This window comes from Agarivorans sp. OAG1, assembly GCF_037076485.1.
In the GTDB taxonomy this organism is placed as follows: domain Bacteria; phylum Pseudomonadota; class Gammaproteobacteria; order Enterobacterales; family Celerinatantimonadaceae; genus Agarivorans; species Agarivorans albus.
The window spans coordinates 1346180-1364398 of sequence record NZ_AP028990.1 but is presented as its reverse complement, the minus strand read 5'-3'; the positions used below and the strand labels follow the sequence as shown (position 1 = coordinate 1364398).

Sequence of the window (18219 nt, the reverse complement as noted above, 5' to 3'; positions counted from 1 at the left end):
TTATCTGGTCAACCAATATTACTTATGGTACTAATTAGTCATACGAACGAATCGTAATAATTATTCCTAAAAATCAGTAAATTAGTGAACCATACTAATAACTATGGCTAGCTTTATAGTAACTGATTTGGCTTGGGAGCAGCAGGAATACTAACAGGGATCTGTATCATGAAACTCAAAGTTGTAACCCGCACATTACTTGGTTTTGCTGTGCTACTTGCGTTGTTGTTGATTGTTGCGCTAATTGGCCAACTTAATATGCGACAACTAGAAAGCCAACTTGATCAAACCGTCAGCCGCTTAGCGCCAATGGCAGAGCAAGTGAATCAACTATCGGGATTATTGCTTAACTCGGCGCGCAAAGTTGGCTTACACAGCAATAGCCAAAACCGCCAACAAGCAGAGCAACTAGAACAGGAAGTTACCAGCCTATTTAGCAGCTACAGCCAACGTATCGAGTCCCTATCTCAGTTAGCCCAACCTTACCCGCAAATAGTGAGTGGTTTAAGTCAATTAGACCAAGACCTTAATAGCATTAAAACCACCAGCCAAACGCAGTTAACCTTGGCCAACCAAGCGCAACAAGCACAACAGTTGTTAACCAATCAGCGTCAAAACTTTAATCAAAAGTGGAAAAACTTTGCGGGTGATATGGAGTTTATGATTGAAATGGTAGAAGAGAATGCCGAATGGGTTGTAACCGGCATGCAAGCCGACATAGCGGCGTTTTCAGGCTCTCTCGAGAAACTGTTTTATGCTCAAAATGCGCAGCAGTTTGACTCCCAATTTAGTGTGGTATCTAGTTATTACAAATCTCTTCAGCAAAAGCAGGAACAATTGCTCAAGCTAGATCCAGCCAGTGGTGAGGAGTTAACCAGCTATTTCGAGTTACTCAAACAAGCCTTTGCTAACAACGGCTTATTTAGCAATCTAAAAAATCAGCAATTAGTTCTGAGTCGTCAAAACGAGCAATTAGTAACACTAAACCAACAAACAGACCAAGCCCTAAACTTGCTCGACAATATCTCTGAGCAGCTAAGCCAAATCATTGCAGCCGCTCACCTACAAGCTCAACAAAGCTCAAGTTCTGCGCTATTGCAAACAGGGCTAGTGCTGCTTTTGTCAATTGCTATAACCCTCTTTGTAGCTTGGAACGTAAGCAGGCAAATTCGCTTACCGCTAGCAAATACCCTGGCTCAAATTAAACGCATGGTAGATGGTGACTTTAGAACAGTTGAAGGTGTAAATGCCCACGATGAATTTGGTCAAATAGCCACTCATTTACATGAGCTTAGTGCCCAAATGAATCAGGTAATTAGCCAAATGAGCAATAACGCAAAGCAACTTGCTGCCAGCGCCAAGAGCGGCTTAGCAACCAGTGAGCATTCACATAAAGTGATTCAAGAGCAACAAGATCAAAGCCAGCTCGTTGCCGTTGCGGTAAGCCAAATGGAAGTGGGTGTTAACGAAGTATCTGAGCAAGCCCAACAAAGCCGTGACGACATTGGCCAAGTAAATCAACTTACTGGGCAAAGCCACCAAGCCGCGCAATCGACTTTAGCCACAACAAATCAACTACAAACCACCGTGGTAGATGCCAGCCAACAAGTGAGCGAGCTTAAACAACAAAGTGATGACATTAACCGTATCGTTGATGTTATCCAAGGCATAGCCGAACAAACCAACTTATTAGCCTTAAACGCCGCTATCGAAGCTGCCCGCGCAGGCGAACAAGGCAGAGGTTTTGCGGTCGTTGCCGATGAGGTTAGAGGATTAGCTACTCGCAGCCGCGAAGCCACGCAAGAAATTCTAACAATGATAGAGCAACTACAGAGCCGCGCTCAACACGCTATGGACATGATGGTACAAGGCGAAACCATGGTGGGAAGCTGTATCAACGAAGCAGAGCAAAGCTCTCAACAGCTAGAGCAAGTTGCACAACTGCTAAGCGCTATTCAACAGCGTAGCGAGAACATTGCTAATAACGCCCAGGATAAACACACTGTAGCGGTACAAGTAGCAAACAACGTTGAGAAAATTGTCGAACTGAGCGAGCTGGCCAACCGAGATGCTAACCAAACCCAGCAAATTAGCGATGCTCTGCAGCAGCAGTCTCAGCAACAGCTAAGCGAACTATCTAGGTTTAAGCTGGGATAAACAAACGGCTTTTACATAAACATAAAGCGGTAATCACACCGCTTTATGTTTAGCCTTATAGACCGAGTAGAACAGCGCCAAAAACAAACATACTCCAGCTGGTATCAATAAAGAGTAAAACGCCAAGTTAGCAAAGCCAAGTGCCCCTAAAGTGCCGCCGAGTATAAAACCTAGCACAATGAGTGAGAACAACAGTGCGCGCCGTTTATCAAATGGGTCACCACGAAGAACAGCCCCCAACATAATCCCCAAATCGGTAAATATACCGGTAACGTGAGTGGTGCGGACAACCGCGCCACTGTAGGTAGTTGCCAAGGCATTTTGTAAACCACAAGCGGCGGATGCTAAGTAGATTCCATAAGAAAAGTCACCGATTAGTAGATAGCTAGCACCACAAAGAAACGTTGCCTCTAAGCAAAGTAGAGCGCTGTAATTACGCCCCAACTTTAACGCTTCACCCCGTAAAAAGTAGCCAGAAACTGCAGCGCCCATAACAAAGCTAAACAACACGCCAAACAAATATAACAAGTCGTTAAAGCCAGCACTCATTGCTCCCGTGCCCAGTAAAGTGGCCGTTCCAGACAAATGGGAAACCGACTGGTGCTTAAATCCCAATAAGCCCACTGCGTTAATAAAACCAGCGTTCAACGCTAACAAAAACGTTCCATACTCAACCCAGCGAGGTAACTTAGAGATCACAGCAATTCCTTGAACTTATACGCGTTTTTAATCCTTGCGAACAAAAGTTTACCAAACAACCAGGCCTTACCGAAGTAAGTAATAAGTGCCAGAGTAGTGACAACATAAGCAAAACACTTCTGGTAACTAAGGACTTGGCAAAAATAACGCTCTTAAAATCGATGAAGGTTAAAGAAACCCCTTCGCCAAATGGGCCTTAAACGATAATTCAAAGAGCCGAACAATCCAGTAGCGAACATTCATGGCTTTGATTGTTTCGACTAATATCCCAACTTAACTATGCGCGATGCTTTTTGATGCCTTAACCTCAATACTGCCTCAGCAGTATTTCAGCTTTAACTAAAAAACTGTCTCAAATTTAAGACAACGCAAGCCTTTCACATTTATGAACTAAGCAATTTATTCGCTTGCAGCCTTTATTCACAAGCCCACGCCTCACTTTAAAAAACACTGTCTCAAATTGGGGACATTACAATTGACAAAAATGAATATTTACCATTAAATATTCACCATCATTTATTTAAACAACAACACAAAGAAATGCAGAACTTGGTAAAAGCCCCTCATTGATACAGGCACAGGAATACATATAAACCATTAATAATAATGAAATAAAACGATAAAAACAGCCAATATAAGTCATAAGTTAATATCTATAACAAAGCTGAAATTGGTATAACTCTGTTAAAAAATCAATATCACCTCAAACACTTCTCGCGATCGAAATCACATATTTATGCAATAACACATGAAACAAACTCTAAATGTAGATTGTTTTTTATCCATTCAATGTTTTACATCACGCTGCCAGATTTGTTCATCAAAACAGCTATAGATATTTCTATTAATAAGTTTGATTCTTTAGCCCGAATTTATCGTTCGATCTGTTGGCTAGGTGTTAACTCCCCTTGTAAAAAAACAACACGCTCAAACTAGCCAAGAACTTGGCGATAGATTCCGTTTTTTTAGGCTGTATAAAAATCTGTAGCTAGATGATGCGGCTAGAAAGCCACACACGGCAACAGTGACCAATGTGTTTTAAAGGTGACAGCAATACCCTGTCGTTAGGGTTTATTTTTTGAAATGGAGTTTACAATGCAATTTGCTAAACGTTTAGGTTCGAACCATTTACGCGGTTCAAATCAAGCTACTGGGTTAATACGACGCTCTAAACTTACCGCCGCAATTGTTAGTGCCCTTGTTGGGGTTAGCTTTTCTGGTATCGCTAATGCGTCGGTATATGAAGATCGTTTTGCTGAAATTCGCGGTGAAATTTACGCACCAGAAAATGGTTATTTAAGTGCCGACGGTGGCCCTTACCACTCTATCGAAACTTTTATTATTGAAGCGCCAGATCACGGGCATGAATCAACCTCTGAAGCGTATTCTTACATTCTTTGGTTAGAAGCTGTTCACGGTAAACTAACCGGTGATTGGCAGCCGCTTATCGACGCCTGGGCTCTTATTGAAGACCACATTATTCCTACTTCGGAAATGCAGCCTACGGCCGATAAATACGCTAACGCTAAAGCGACTTATGTTCCTGAAGGCCCGCTACCTTCTAGCTATCCCCTTCCACTAACTAACGGCGCAGCTGTGGGTGAAGATCCAATCAGTGCCGACCTAGCTTCAACTTACGGTACCTGGGACGTTTACGGTATGCACTGGTTGTTAGACATGGACAATGTCTACCAGTACGGTAATTTGGGAGACGGAACGTCTACGCCCTCATACATCAATACCTTCCAGCGTGGCGAACAAGAGTCGGTATGGGAAACTGTGCCACACCCATCTTGGGAAGATTTTAGTTGGGGCGGCGAGTACGGCTTTTTAGACTTGTTTGTTAAAGAATCTCAAGCGCCTGCTAAGCAATGGCGTTACACCAATGCGCCAGATGCCGATGCTCGTGCAGTTCAAGTTATGTACTGGGCATTGCAGTGGATGAAAGAACGTGGACAAGATCCAGAAGTTGTTGCACCTGGTCTAATGGCTAAAGCAGCCAAAATGGGTGATTACCTGCGCTTGGCCATGTTTGACAAATACTTCAAGAAGATTGGTTCGCAAGATGCGCAAGGAAGCGCTGGCCAGGGTTACGACTCTGCTCACTACCTAATGTCTTGGTACTACTCTTGGGGCGGCCCTATTGACCCTTCAGCAAACTGGGCTTGGCGTATTGGTTCTAGCCACGTTCACTTTGCCTACCAAAACCCAATGGCGGCTTATGCACTCTCGCAAATTGCCGAGCTACAACCTAAAGCACCAAACTCAGTTCGCGACTGGGATATTGGCCTAGAGCGTTCTTTAGAATTTTTCCAATGGACACAGTCAGCTGAGGGCGCATTCTCGGGTGGTGCCACCAACAGTTGGAACGGAAAATACGATACCTACCCAGCAGACCGCGCTAACAATACCTTCTATGGTTTAGCCTACGACGAAAACCCAGTTTATGAAGATCCAGGTTCTGGCACTTGGTTCGGCTGGCAAACTTGGGGTGTTGAGCGGGTAGCTGAATACTACTTCATTACTGGCGAAGCACGCGCTAAAGCGATCTTAGATAAATGGATTAGCTGGGTACTAAACGCTACGCCAGAAAAGGGCCTACCAGTTCTCGATTTTAGTGACAACGACGTAAAACTCGCTGCAACTTTAACCTTTACGGGTGTTCCAGAGAAATGGGATCCTGCTAACCCTAAAGCCAATACAAACCTCCATGTTGAAGTAATTGACCACGGGCAAGATGTGGGTGTTGCGCACAACTTGGCTAAAACCCTTATGTACTACGCTGCTGCAGAACAGAAACACCAAGGTGAAGTTCATCACGGTGCTAAAGATGCTGCACAAATGATTTTGGATCGTTTTTGGGCTAACCATCGCACAGATAAAGGTGTCTCGGCCCCTGAAACACGCAGCGACTACGCAGAGCGCATCAACGAGCCAGTGTTCTTCCCTGCAGGATGGAGCGGTAAAAATGCGGTTGGCGCAGACTTAAATGCCGACACCACATTCTCTAGCATGCGTCCTTTCTACAATGAATCCGATCCAGGATATCAAGAGCTGCAAAATGCTTTAGCTGAAGGTCGCGATCCAACATACACTTACCACCGTTACTGGGCCCAAGTTGATGTTGCAACTGCAAACGCCTTGTATGCTGAATTGTTCCCTGAAGCTGATTGTGCAGACGGATGCGCCCCAAGCGCTAAAGACATTGCAGTTAAAACTTCGGTAAACACAGCAACTAGCATTACCCTAGAAGGCAGTGACAGCAATGGCACGGTAGAGTCTTACAACTACAGCCAAGCGAGCAACGGCACAGTAAGTGGCTCAGGTAAACAAGTTACTTATACTCCGCAAAATGGCTTTGTAGGTGTTGATAGCTTTACTTACACAGTTACCGACAACGAGCAACTAAGCTCTGCTCCCGCTACAGTAACTATTACCGTTGAAGATCTAAACAGTAACTTGCCACCAGAAGCGTGTTTTACTGCTACACCAACCAGTGCAATGATAGGCGATATCATTAGCTTTAACGCAAGCTGTGCAACAGATACTGATGGCGACACCTTAAGCTACAGCTGGGCCTTTGGCGACAACAGCAACGGCAGCGGTGCCAGCATTATGCACAGTTATGCAGCCGCTGGCAGCTACGACGCTGTGTTAACAGTAAGTGATGGCAAAGGTGGCGTAGATAGTTCAAACGTAACTATCACCATTGAAGAGCCTGCTGGCAACCTGCCTCCGGAAGCGTGTTTTACCGCTACCCCAACCAGCGCTAATGTTGGCGACGCGATTAGTTTTAACGCTAACTGCTCAAACGATGCAGACGGCGATAACTTAAGCTATAGCTGGGCCTTTGGCGACAACAGCAATGGCAGCGGAGCTTCAACTCAACATAGCTACTCACAAGCGGGTAGCTACAATGCAGTACTAACAGTAGACGATGGTAAAGGTGGTGTAGATACCTCTAGCACTACTATCACTATTAGCGAAGCGCCGGTTTCTAGCGCTAGCTGTAAGTACGAAGTGCAAAACCACTGGAACGCTGGCTTTGTTGCAACCATAACCATTACTAACAACGGTAACGAAGTGATTGATGGTTGGGATGTTAACTGGAACTACGCCGACGGTTCGGTAATGAGCAACGGTTGGAACGCTAACTTTAGTGGTAGCAATCCATACTCTGCTAGCTCATTAAGCTGGAACTCACGCATCCAGCCAGGCCAATCTGTAAGTTTTGGTCTGCAAGGTAATAAAGCGGTATTTAACGGCCCTGCTCCTGTGGCAACCGTAACTGGCGCTGTGTGTAACTAAGATCCAATGTTCGTTTCATAATCCGTAAGTAAAGGAGGCCTAGGCCTCCTTTTTTCATGTTTAAAACTAACAGCATGAGCATTTCCTCCAAACTAGAACCCATTTCGCAATCAACCCACCTCGCTAAGCAACAGGCGATAAATCCAGATCTCATTTTGAGCCGTTCACCTTCTGAAACATCGGCCTAATATTTCTTAACACTCACTAAGTTTGTGCTGCTCTCACACATTCGATCATTATTATCAAATCACATAATAAAAATCAAAAAGCTGACTTATACCTTTATTCGCATGAGGGAATTATGTGATTAGTCAATACCGTAAGGGCAAGATTGCCGCAAAGACATTGCCAAAGAGCAAACGCTAGCAATTCTTACAAATAAATTGAATGAACATACATGCAAAGCAAAAGGTAAATAGCTAGCGAACGGAAAATTAGCTTACAGCACCAAGCTATGCGGTAACGAATCGTCGGCTATTGATGATACTCGCTCATCATAATGATGAGTTTTCATACGAAACGGAGATTCACATGTTTTTATCTAAAACATCCTGGATAAAGCCACAACAAACCACCGGCTTCTCAGGAAAAATCAAACACCACTCATTACGTTTATCTGTTATTGCCGCCCTTGCCAGTGCTGGTTTGAGTAGCATGGCTAATGCTGGTGTATATCAAGACCGCTTTACTGAGCTACGTAATGAAATTTATAACCCTGCTAATGGTTATCTAAGTGCTGATGGAGGTCCTTACCACTCGGTAGAAACCTTTATTATTGAGGCCCCCGATCACGGCCACGAATCAACCTCAGAAGCTTATTCCTATATTCTTTGGTTAGAAGCAGTGCACGGTAAAATCACCGGTGATTGGCAACCCTTAATTGAAGCTTGGAGAATAATTGAAGAGCAGATTATTCCTACTTCAGAAATGCAGCCCACCGCAGCGAACTATGCCTCGGGTAAGGCAACTTATGTACCGGAAGGGCCGCTACCTTCTAGCTATCCTCTAGCGCTAGACTCTGGTGCAGCAGTGGGTGAAGACCCAATTAGCGCAGGACTAGCTGCAACTTATGGCACCTGGGATGTGTACGGCATGCACTGGTTGCTAGACATGGACAATACCTACAAATACGGCAACCTTGGCGATGGTGTTTCTACTCCTTCTTACATCAATACCTTCCAGCGAGGGGAACAAGAATCGGTGTGGGAAACTGTGCCTCACCCATCATGGGAAGAATTTAAATGGGGTGGAGAATATGGCTTTTTAGACCTATTTGTCTCTGAGCCACAAGCCCCAGCCGCACAATGGCGCTACACCAATGCGCCCGACGCCGACGCGCGCGTAGTACAAGTTATGTACTGGGCCTTACAGTGGATGAAGGATCAAGGCGTAGATCCTGAAGTGGTTGCTCCAGGTTTAATGGCTAAAACCTCCAAAATGGGTGACTACTTACGTTTGGCCATGTTTGACAAATACTTCAAAAAAATTGGCTCGCAAGATGAACAAGGTAGCGCAGGTGTAGGCTACGAGTCTGCGCACTATTTAATGTCTTGGTATTACTCTTGGGGCGGCCCAATTGATACTACTCAAAACTGGGGCTGGCGCATAGGCTCAAGCCATATTCACTACGCATACCAAAACCCGATGGCTGCGTATGCGCTATCGCAAATTCCTGAGCTAAAACCGCTGGCGCCTAACTCAGTAGAAGACTGGACCGTTGGTTTAGAGCGTTCTTTAGAATTTTTCCAATGGACCCAATCTGCAGAAGGTGCATTTTCTGGGGGAGCCACCAATAGTTGGAACGGCACGTATTCCACTTACCCAGTAGAGCGCCAAAATGCCACTTTCTATGGCATGGTTTACGATGAAAACCCTGTTTATGAAGACCCAGGTTCGGGCACATGGTTTGGTTGGCAAGCTTGGGGCACCGAGCGAGTAGCCGAGTATTACTACATAACTGGCGAAGCGCGTTCTAAAGCGATAATGGATAAATGGATAGGCTGGATTTTAGACAGCAATCCGGCCACTGGTTTAGCCGTGCTAGATTTTAGTAATGACGATGTAAAACTCGCTGCAGGCCTAGAGTTTAGTGGCTTACCAGAGAAATGGGACCCCGCTAATCCGGTAGCTAACAACAACTTACACGTTACAGTTACTTCGCAAAACCAAGATGTTGGAGTAGCACATAGTTTGGCTAAAGCCTTAATGTACTACGCCGCTGCTGAAGAGAAACATCAGGGCCAAGTACACCAAGGAGCGAAAGACGCCGCGCAAATGATCTTAGATCGTTTCTGGGCAAACCATCGCACCGATAAAGGTGTAGCGGCTCCAGAAAGTCGTGGCGATTACCGAGAAAGAATTAACGATTCGGTATACTTTCCTCCCGGATGGAGCGGTGTAAACGGTGTAGGTGCAGAGTTAAATGCAGATACTACCTTTACTAGCATGCGTCCTTTCTACAACGAGTCAGATCCTGGCTATGTAGAACTGCAAACAGCCATTAGCGAAGACCGCGATCCAAGCTATACTTACCACCGTTACTGGGCTCAAGTAGATGTTGCTACCGCCAACGCGCTATACGAAGATTTGTTCCCCATCATCTGTGATGCCAACTGCCCACCAACAGCCAAAGACCTAGAAGTTAGCGGCAATTTGGATACTCCACTTAGCATTACCCTTGAGGGTAGCGACAGTAACGGCAGCATTGTTAGTTATGCCTATACTCAGGCAGCTAATGGCTCTGTTACTGGAAACGGTCCACAAGTGACCTATACGCCAAATGCTGGATACATCGGCGTAGATAGCTTCTCCTATACCGTTACCGACGATGAACAACTTACTTCAGAGCCAGCAACGGTAACCATTATGGTAGAAGATCCCAATAGCAATCTTCCTCCAGAAGCCTGTTTTTCTGCTTCACCAAGCAGTGCATATGTTGGTGACCCAGTTGCCTTTGACGCAGGTTGCTCAAGCGATGCAGACGGCGATACGCTTAGTTATGCTTGGGCCTTTGGTGATACCGCAACGGCCACCGGCGAAACCACTAGCCATAGCTATACAACTGCAGGTACTTATACTGCCGAGCTAAGTGTTGATGATGGTAAAGGCGGAGTAGATACTAGCAGTAAAGTCATTACCGTAACCGAAGCTCCAGTGGTCGCTAACTGCAGTTACACTGTTGATAACGAGTGGAACTCTGGCTTTGTAGCTAGTATTACCATTAGCAACAATACTAACGCAGTCATTAACACTTGGGATGTAAGCTGGAGTTATAACGATGGTTCAAGTATGACCAGCGCTTGGAATGCCACTGTTAGTGGTACTAACCCTTACAGTGCAAGCTCACTGGCTTGGAATGGTCAAATTCAACCTGGCCAATCGGTAAGTTTTGGCCTGCAAGGTAGCAAAGGAGCGGCGAACCAACCAGCGCCAACCCCAGTGGTAAGCGGCGCAGTATGTAACTAACCCGCAGCTAGCTTGTAGCTTGATCTAAAAAGGAGGCTAGCGCCTCCTTTTTTGTAACTAAAATCCAATCTTGCTCAAGCTTTCTCGCATGGTTTCACCTGATTTTTGCAGAGCAGCTAACTCCTCACTTTCAAGTGGTAGCTCAATCAATTTCTCAACCCCTTTTAAGCCAATACACGCCGGTAAACTAAGGGCTACATTGCTAAGTTGGTATTCGCCACTTAAACGCACCGATACAGGCAACACGGTTTTGCTGTCATCCAATATCGCTTCGACCAAACGTGCAATCACTACGCCTATTGCCAAGTTGGTATAGCCCTTCCCTTCAATAATTTTGTAAGCCGCTTGCTTAACACTCTCGGCTAGCTCTTCTAAACGGCTTGCAGAATAGCTTACGCCAAATACCGTTTGTCCTTGAATAGCTAAGCCCCCGATGCTCACCGTCGACCATGCCGCCAACTCCGAATCGCCATGCTCACCTAAAATGTAACCATGCACCGATTGCGGATCGACTTGATACATTTCGCCCAACAATGTTTTTAAACGCGAAGTATCTAACATAGTGCCGGTACCAATAATCCGATGTTTAGGGCGCTGGCTCAGCTCCTGCAACATAAACGTTAATACATCTACCGGATTACTGGCCACCACCACAATGGCGCTAGGTGCATAGCGGTCGAGTTGATCAGCAATAGATTTAAATACTTTGGCATTGTTTTCTAATAGCTCTAAGCGGCTCTCGCCCGATTTTTGTCCCACTCCAGCGGTAACAACAATAACTTGGCAACGGGCCAAGTCGGAGAACTCACCCGCACTAACTTGCATTCTGCCGGTTAAACCCTGCCCATGCATTAAGTCTAAGGCTTCTCCTTCGGCCCTAGCCTTATTCATATCCACCAAAACCAGCTCTTCACAAGCTTCACGTAAATACAGAGCGTAAGCCCCTGCCACACCAACATTGCCTACACCTACAATGCCCACACTGCGCGTTCGATGTTCCATTAGTCATCCTTTACTGATTTTGGCGACCGCTAGCCGCATAATATGAAATGCATTAATAATGAATTAGTGATAGTGCTAAGTGTTACTTTTAGCAAGCCTTTAAACCAATCACTTGCGTGATAAAAGGTAACTGGGTAAGGTCGGCCTACGCCTTGTTTGAGAGTTAGTTATGTCCACTATTTTGTATTCTTTTCGCCGCTGCCCCTACGCCATGCGAGCGCGGTTAGCTATTGCAGTTAGCCAAACACCAGTAAAACTACGCGAAATAGTCCTCAAACATAAGCCGCCAGAAATGCTGGAAATATCCCCCAAAGGCACGGTTCCTGTTTTGCAATTAGCCAATGGTCAAGTCATCGAAGAAAGCTTTGAGATAATGCTTTGGGCACTTAAACAAAACGATCCCAAAGCCTGGCTTTCCCCTAATTACCAGAAGATGCTAGATTGGGTGCAGCGCAATGATGAGCAATTTAAGCCTTTATTAGATAAGTATAAATACGCAGTGCGTTTTCCGGAGCAAAGCCCAGAAGACTACCGCCAACAAGGTGAGGCATTTTTGCAAGAGCTTGAACAACAGCTTAGCCGCACCCCTTATCTAATGGGCGAACAGCAGAGCCTAGCAGATATGGCATTGCTGCCTTTTATTCGTCAATTTGCTTCAGTCGATCTAAGGTGGTTTGAGCAAGCCCCCTATCCACATTTGCAAGCGTGGTTAAAACAGTTTATCGACTCAGCATTGTTTCGCTCAATTATGCAAAAACATCCCACATGGTTAGAGAGCGCCAGTGAAATCGATTTTCCTTAACCACAACTAAAAGTTCGATAATTACCCCGTGATAGGGCGCCTATACTTGAAGTAAACCTAGTTGCTGTAAACTCAGCAGTTAGTTTTTAGCAAGTGCATTTCAGCAAGCAAACTGGAGAACACCAGATGTCGAATATCGTATATATCGCCCTAAGCCTTGATGGCTATATCGCCGACAAAGAGGGAGATATAGCTTGGCTAGAAAGTGTTGCGAACCCCGATGGCGGAGACTTAGGCTTCGGCGAGTTTATGGCGGGTATCGACGCTTTAGTTATGGGGCGAAATACCTTTGAAAAGGTAGTGAGTTTTGGCATTGATTGGCCCTACAACAAACCGGTAATGCTGCTGAGTAACAGCCTAAAAAAATTGCCAGAAGGCTTTACTGGCGATGTACGCATTGTAAACGGCGAGCTTAAGCAACTGGTAACATCGCTCAACCAACAGGGCTACCATAATCTATACATTGATGGTGGCATTACCATTCAACAGTTTTTGGCAAAAGAGCTGATTGATGAACTTATTCTTACTCGTTTCCCCATTTTGTTAGGCGGCGGAGCGCCGTTATTCGGGGAGCTACTGCAAAGCCAAAGCTTTAAGCACAAGCAAACCAAGGTCTTGCTAAACGAGCTAGTACAAAGCCACTATGTGCGCGCTTAAGGCACCAGAAGGCATAAAACTATCAGTAAGCTGTAAAAAAACCGCAATAACTGCTTTAATTAGAACAACACGGATGATTAAAAAGCAAACAGACATGGAGTAAATGTGCGCAGCTATTTTTATTACTTTGTTTATGTTTGCAAAACCATCATTGTGTTTGCATTGCTAGCCTTGCCTACAAAAGCTGCCGAGCTCGTTACCCTTTCTAGTGGAGAGTGGCCCCCTTTTACGTCTAAGTCTTTAGCACATCAAGGTTTCTATTCTGAAATAGTTCGTCAAGCTTTTGCCCTAGAAGATTATGAAGTGCAATATCAATTCTTACCTTGGGCTAGAGCCTATATGTACGTTGAACAGGGCAAGGTAGATGGCTCTTTAACATGGGCAAAAACCACCAGTAAAGAAAAAGCAGTGCTATTTAGTGAGCCGGTCTTTTGGCACAACAAAGTGTTTTTTCACTTAAGCCAGCAGCCCTTTAATTGGCACAATATAGACAGTTTAAAACAGCTAACAATAGGTGCAACAGAGCAATATACTTACGGCTATGCCTTTGATCTAGCAGCTGAAAAAAGTGAATTAAAAGTAGAGTATGTTTCTTCTGATTTACTAAACCTTAAGAAACTTCTCGTCGGTAGAGTTGACATATTTCCTTCCGATATTCATGTTGGCTATCAATTAATCAAGCAGCACTTTCCTGCAGAAAAAGCGGCTCTATTCACCCATCATCCTCAATCGGTGCAACAAACTTATACTCATGTGATTTTTTCAAAGAACAACCAACAACGTAGTAAACAATTGTTGGCTGCATTTAATCGTGGACTACAGAAACTAAAGCAATCTGGTGCTTATCAACAAATTATTGATGATGCTGCCTTACTTGAGCACAACTAACACGCTAAGCAGAGCAGCCTAGTTTCAATATCGGGGCTTATGCCATTAGCATACGCCACCACATACCCGGTAAGGTGGTAAAACCCGCGGTATAGTGTTTTAGCTCTCCATTTTTAACTACCATCAAGGTTGGCGTTACCGAAATCCCCCATTGCCCGCCCAAGTTGGCCTGCGGATCGTTAATCACTGGGAATTGGTACTCATGATGTGTTAAATAAGCCTGTACCTTGGCTTGCTCGCCAGAACGTAATGCAACTGTCACTACATTGAAGTGCTTAGCCATGGTGTTTACCGCTGGGCTCACAAAATTACATACGCCACACCAAGATCCCCAAAAGTAAACCAATACTGGTTCATCTTTGCTTAGCTCCTTTAGATCTATTGCCTCACCGCCTAGAGTAACTGCGCTTAAGTTGGGCAACTCACCTTCTGGTAAATCTTGTGAGCGCCAGAAATCCACACCTATACCTACCACAGTGACAAAAAGCACCATAGTGATGAGTTGCTTAAAAACAGACCATAGCTTACTTAACATGAGCGTTCCTCCGCAAAAAAGGCAAGCTTGTTAACACTTAACAGCAAACTAGTTAGCGCAGGTTTTGCGACGATAAAAATTATAGAGTTCACAAATTCAATCCTGAAAAAGAGATGCATCACCGGCAGCTTGAGCAAGTGCCTGCTCAATTACCTGATGGCTTAAAATAACGGGGAGAGCGATACCATTTGGCGCAGCTGGGCCATAGACAATATTAAACGGCACGCCAAAACGTTGGTAACGTTGTAAGAAGGCACTTACCTCACTAGAGGGCTTAGTCCAATCACCTTTAACTAAATGCACGGTATTTAGCTTTAGCCGGCTGTATGTTGGGTCTTGAAGCAGCACACCCACTTTATTTGCCTTACAGGTAATGCACCAATCAGCTGTCACATCAACCAACACGACTTTGCCTTGCGCCACTTGCTCGGCAATGTTGCTTTGTTGGAGAGGCTGCCAAACTAAGTCACTAGGCAATACTTTTGCCCAGCGCTCACTCGTCATTGCGCCCACTAATGCAACGCCGCCACCAAGCAACATCAAGGCACTAAAACTTATCAGCAATGCTTTAGCGCCGTATTGTTTAAGCAGTAACCAAACAAAGGTCAGCACTACCACGGCAGTTACAAGTAACACCCCAACACCAGATAAAAAATTGGCCAGTAAACTTAACAGCCATAGGCAAGTTGCCAGCAACATCAGAGCAAAAACCAGCTTTACTTGCTTCATCCATTTACCGGGTTTGGGTAAAGCTTTTGCTAATCTAGGAAATGCCGCTACTAACAGCCAAGGCAAAGCCATGCCAAGCGCTAATGCGCTAAAGATGATGATTAGAGATAAGGGTTCTGCTCCCAGAGCGAACGCCACCGCGGTTCCCAAAAATGGCGCACTACAGGGCGTCGCTAATAGAGTGGCAAACATCCCCTGTAAAAAGTGCCCGCCATAGCTATTTCCACCGCTGGTTGCTAAACGCGTTTGCCAAGAAGCCGGCAGGCTTATTTCAAACGCCCCCAACATATTTAGCGCAAACAACGCAGTTACCAGCACCATAAAGCCGATAAACCAAGGTTGTTGAAATTGAATCCCCCACCCTACAGCCTGGCCACTAACTTTAAGCAACATAACAAAGCCAGCCAAGATCCAAAATGACACAACAATGCCTGCAGCTGATGCTAAAAATTGGCGGCGAATTCGCCCTTGGTCGACACTAGCGGCAGCAATCACCGAGCTAAGCTTCATGCCTAATACAGGAAGTACACAAGGCATAACATTGAGGATTAAACCACCCAATAGTGCAAACACTAATAGCTTAGGCCAAGCGATTTCTTCTACACTGACCTGCCCAGCAACAACCTTACTTTGGTACTCAACAGCCTGCTGCTTATCAAATATGGTTAAGTGCAATACTTTGTCGGTGAGCATCGGTTGCGCTAACCAGTTTTCAGCGCTAAAAACCGCGCTTACTTGCTTAGACTGTAGACTCAAATTAAGCAGTTTAAATGTGGTTTCAGGGTCACCATCTACCACTAGTTGCGGCAACTGCCATTGATGTTCACCACGTAAGGTTACCTGCAATTGCTGCTTGGTTTCATCCCATACAAAATCACTAGTGCCTGCTTCAGCGAGGGGCGGTACCGCCATTTTTGCTTTGTTGTATAAATACATCGCTTCACTGTCTGGGCGCAGCGCTTGTAAGTCCACATCAACGGCAAAAGGGTAATCAGTGAGAACACAAACATTGGTGCAAGTAGATAGGGTTAATACCCCGCTTATTCGGCCTGCCTGAGAGCTAGAATCAACTCTTAACAACAGTGGAAAATCCACAGCTTGTTGGTAGCCAAAGGTTTGCAAACCCAGCAATGAAAAACGCTCGGGCCGCGGCCACAACCACTCAAGTGATTGCACGCTGCTTGCCTCATCCCAACGAATACTGGGCGCAACGCCGCCTTCTCCTGGCGAGCGCCAGTAGGTTTTCCAATCGCCTTCTAACTTCACTTGCAACACTGCAGGCAAAAGCTTGGTTTGCTGATTAAACTCACCAGTAAGCATAAGCCGAACTTGCGCAGGTGGATGTTGTTGATGAGTTAACCAGCCCGTGCTTTGGCTAAACGCCAAGCTCGGCGTTAAGCACAATAACAACAGCCAAGGTAATAAAATTTTCAATATCATCTCCAATAAATAAACATTAACGCAAAAGGTTGCCGTTAGTTTTTATTCTCGAAAATGACACACCGAGCGATACATTCGCCGAGGAGGCGGAATAGTAGGTTTAAGAAAGGTTTGAAAAGCGCTTAAGTGTGGCAGCATTACCAGCGCTAAAGCGGCAAATAGCACCACTACAAATACTTGCTCTAAGGTTTGAACGTATTGCTTAAGTAAATGTTCAGTAAAGTGACAGCTTTGCTCGTTTAATACCTGGCTGGAAAAGGTTTGTTCATCCGCTAAATGCGCACTGGGGCATGTGACACTCAAGCCAAGGTTTTTTGCTAAACAGGTAGCCAATAGCACTGCCAGCAGCAGTAAAGTAATTTTAGCTTTAAAAGTAGTGCGCTTAAAAAACATGGCTTGGGATTAACAAAATGATGTTCATCTTTTACTGATACTCGCTATAAATTACAAGTAATACCGCCAAAAATTGATCAACAAAATGTAAGTGAGATAAGGGCTAAAGTCAGAAATTGTCGCAGTAGAACAAAATGTTATACAAGGGTGCAACTTAGCAAAACTTTTTAGGTCGAAGCTTAACAACAAAAATGCCTTGTAATCACTTTTATGACACCAACTACCGCTATTACTATTGTTCGCTACCCTGGCGCCTCTCAGGCCGCCATATTTGGCTTACAAGAAATGTTTTTGTTAGCCAACAGTACCTCTCAACAGCAGCAATATAACCATCATTTTGAATGTAACATTGTTGAACATTACGATGTAATGGCGCAAGCATCCTGCTTACAGGTGGTAATCGTGCCACCCTGCATTAATCATGATTATTATCTCTCGCCAACACCAGAGCTTTTGCAATGGTTAAAGCTGCAGCATAAACAAGGTTGTGTAGTAAGCTCGGCCTGTGCTGGCGCATTTATATTAGCTAAGGTAAATTTACTAAACCAACGCCCGGTAACTACTCATTGGGCCTTAGCTGAAGACTTTGCTAAGCGCTTCCCTGATTGCCTGCTGCGCAGTGAACAAATTCTCATTAACGATGGCGATATTATTACCGCTGGCGGTTTAATGTCGTGGGTTGATTTGGGTTTGGAGTTGGTCGCGCAATACACTCGGCCAAGCATCATGCGCCAATTAGGGAAAAGCCTAGTTGTGGATACCGGGCCGCGCGAACAACGTTACTACCAAAGCTTTAACCCAAACTTTGAACATGGCGACAACGACATCATTAAAGTGCAGCACTTTATACAAAGCCACTATCAGCAAAACATCAACGTGGCACTACTGTGTGAACAATGCTTTCTCACAGAGCGAACCTTATTAAGACGTTTTGTTAAAGCTACTGGCCTAAAGCCTATTCAGTATTTGCAAAAACGGCGGGTTCAGAAAGCCTGCGAATTACTCGAGACAAGCCAGCAAAGTACCGAAGCTATTGCACAACAAGTAGGTTATGAAGACGCCGGAGCGTTTAGAAAAGTATTTATAAAAATCATCGGCTTAAGCCCAAGGGACTTTCGCCGACGATTTACCAAGTAGTGATGTT

12 protein-coding genes are annotated in these 18219 nt (G+C 45.0%); 7 read left to right on the top strand and 5 right to left on the bottom strand.

The window, feature by feature from the left end; translation table 11 throughout:
• The first annotated feature begins 168 nt into the window (after positions 1–168).
• The gene (locus tag OAG1_RS06355; RefSeq protein ID WP_338624993.1) at positions 169–2157 is read left to right on the top strand and encodes a methyl-accepting chemotaxis protein; all 1989 of its coding nucleotides are present in this window, start codon (positions 169–171) and stop codon (positions 2155–2157) included.
• 33 nt (positions 2158–2190) lie between these two features.
• Here the strand turns inward: OAG1_RS06355 and OAG1_RS06350 are convergent, their stop codons facing one another.
• A complete protein-coding gene (locus OAG1_RS06350; RefSeq protein ID WP_338624991.1) occupies positions 2191–2856 on the bottom strand; it encodes a YoaK family protein in 666 nt (221 codons plus the stop codon).
• A gap of 1095 nt (positions 2857–3951) precedes the next feature.
• Between OAG1_RS06350 and OAG1_RS06345 the strand changes: the two genes are divergently transcribed.
• Positions 3952–7164 (top strand): glycoside hydrolase family 48 protein, encoded by a 3213-nt coding sequence (locus OAG1_RS06345; protein ID WP_338624989.1) that lies wholly within the window; start codon positions 3952–3954, stop codon positions 7162–7164.
• 531 nt (positions 7165–7695) lie between these two features.
• The gene (locus tag OAG1_RS06340) at positions 7696–10629 is read left to right on the top strand and encodes a glycoside hydrolase family 48 protein (RefSeq protein ID WP_338624987.1); all 2934 of its coding nucleotides are present in this window, start codon (positions 7696–7698) and stop codon (positions 10627–10629) included.
• Positions 10630–10686: 57 nt separating this feature from the next.
• On the opposite strand, the gene OAG1_RS06335 is transcribed toward OAG1_RS06340, so the two are convergent.
• The gene (locus OAG1_RS06335; protein WP_016402886.1) at positions 10687–11631 is read right to left on the bottom strand and encodes an L-lactate dehydrogenase; all 945 of its coding nucleotides are present in this window, start codon (positions 11629–11631) and stop codon (positions 10687–10689) included.
• Between the two features lie 169 nt (positions 11632–11800).
• Here OAG1_RS06335 and OAG1_RS06330 point away from each other — a divergent pair, with 169 nt between their 5' ends.
• From OAG1_RS06330 to OAG1_RS06320, 3 genes are all read left to right on the top strand, one after another.
• The gene (locus OAG1_RS06330; protein ID WP_338624984.1) at positions 11801–12433 is read left to right on the top strand and encodes a glutathione S-transferase; all 633 of its coding nucleotides are present in this window, start codon (positions 11801–11803) and stop codon (positions 12431–12433) included.
• Positions 12434–12559: 126 nt separating this feature from the next.
• On the top strand, positions 12560–13090 hold the full coding sequence (locus OAG1_RS06325; RefSeq protein ID WP_016402888.1) for a dihydrofolate reductase family protein: 531 nt from the start codon (positions 12560–12562) through the stop codon (positions 13088–13090).
• A 105-nt stretch (positions 13091–13195) separates the two neighbouring features.
• Positions 13196–13978 (top strand): transporter substrate-binding domain-containing protein, encoded by a 783-nt coding sequence (locus tag OAG1_RS06320; protein WP_338624981.1) that lies wholly within the window; start codon positions 13196–13198, stop codon positions 13976–13978.
• A 37-nt stretch (positions 13979–14015) separates the two neighbouring features.
• On the opposite strand, the gene OAG1_RS06315 is transcribed toward OAG1_RS06320, so the two are convergent.
• The 3 genes from OAG1_RS06315 to OAG1_RS06305 all read right to left on the bottom strand — a co-directional run bounded on the left by OAG1_RS06315 (position 14016) and on the right by OAG1_RS06305 (position 17075).
• Positions 14016–14513 carry a protein disulfide oxidoreductase gene (locus OAG1_RS06315; protein ID WP_338624979.1) on the bottom strand — a complete coding sequence of 166 codons (498 nt, stop codon included), beginning with the start codon at positions 14511–14513 and terminating at the stop codon, positions 14016–14018.
• A 96-nt stretch (positions 14514–14609) separates the two neighbouring features.
• Entirely contained in the window at positions 14610–16682 is a 2073-nt protein-coding gene (locus OAG1_RS06310) for a protein-disulfide reductase DsbD domain-containing protein (protein ID WP_338624977.1), read from the bottom strand.
• Positions 16683–16724: 42 nt separating this feature from the next.
• The gene (locus OAG1_RS06305; protein WP_338624975.1) at positions 16725–17075 is read right to left on the bottom strand and encodes a hypothetical protein; all 351 of its coding nucleotides are present in this window, start codon (positions 17073–17075) and stop codon (positions 16725–16727) included.
• 210 nt (positions 17076–17285) lie between these two features.
• Here OAG1_RS06305 and OAG1_RS06300 point away from each other — a divergent pair, with 210 nt between their 5' ends.
• The gene (locus OAG1_RS06300) at positions 17286–18212 is read left to right on the top strand and encodes a helix-turn-helix domain-containing protein (RefSeq protein ID WP_338624973.1); all 927 of its coding nucleotides are present in this window, start codon (positions 17286–17288) and stop codon (positions 18210–18212) included.
• Positions 18213–18219: the final 7 nt, after the last annotated feature.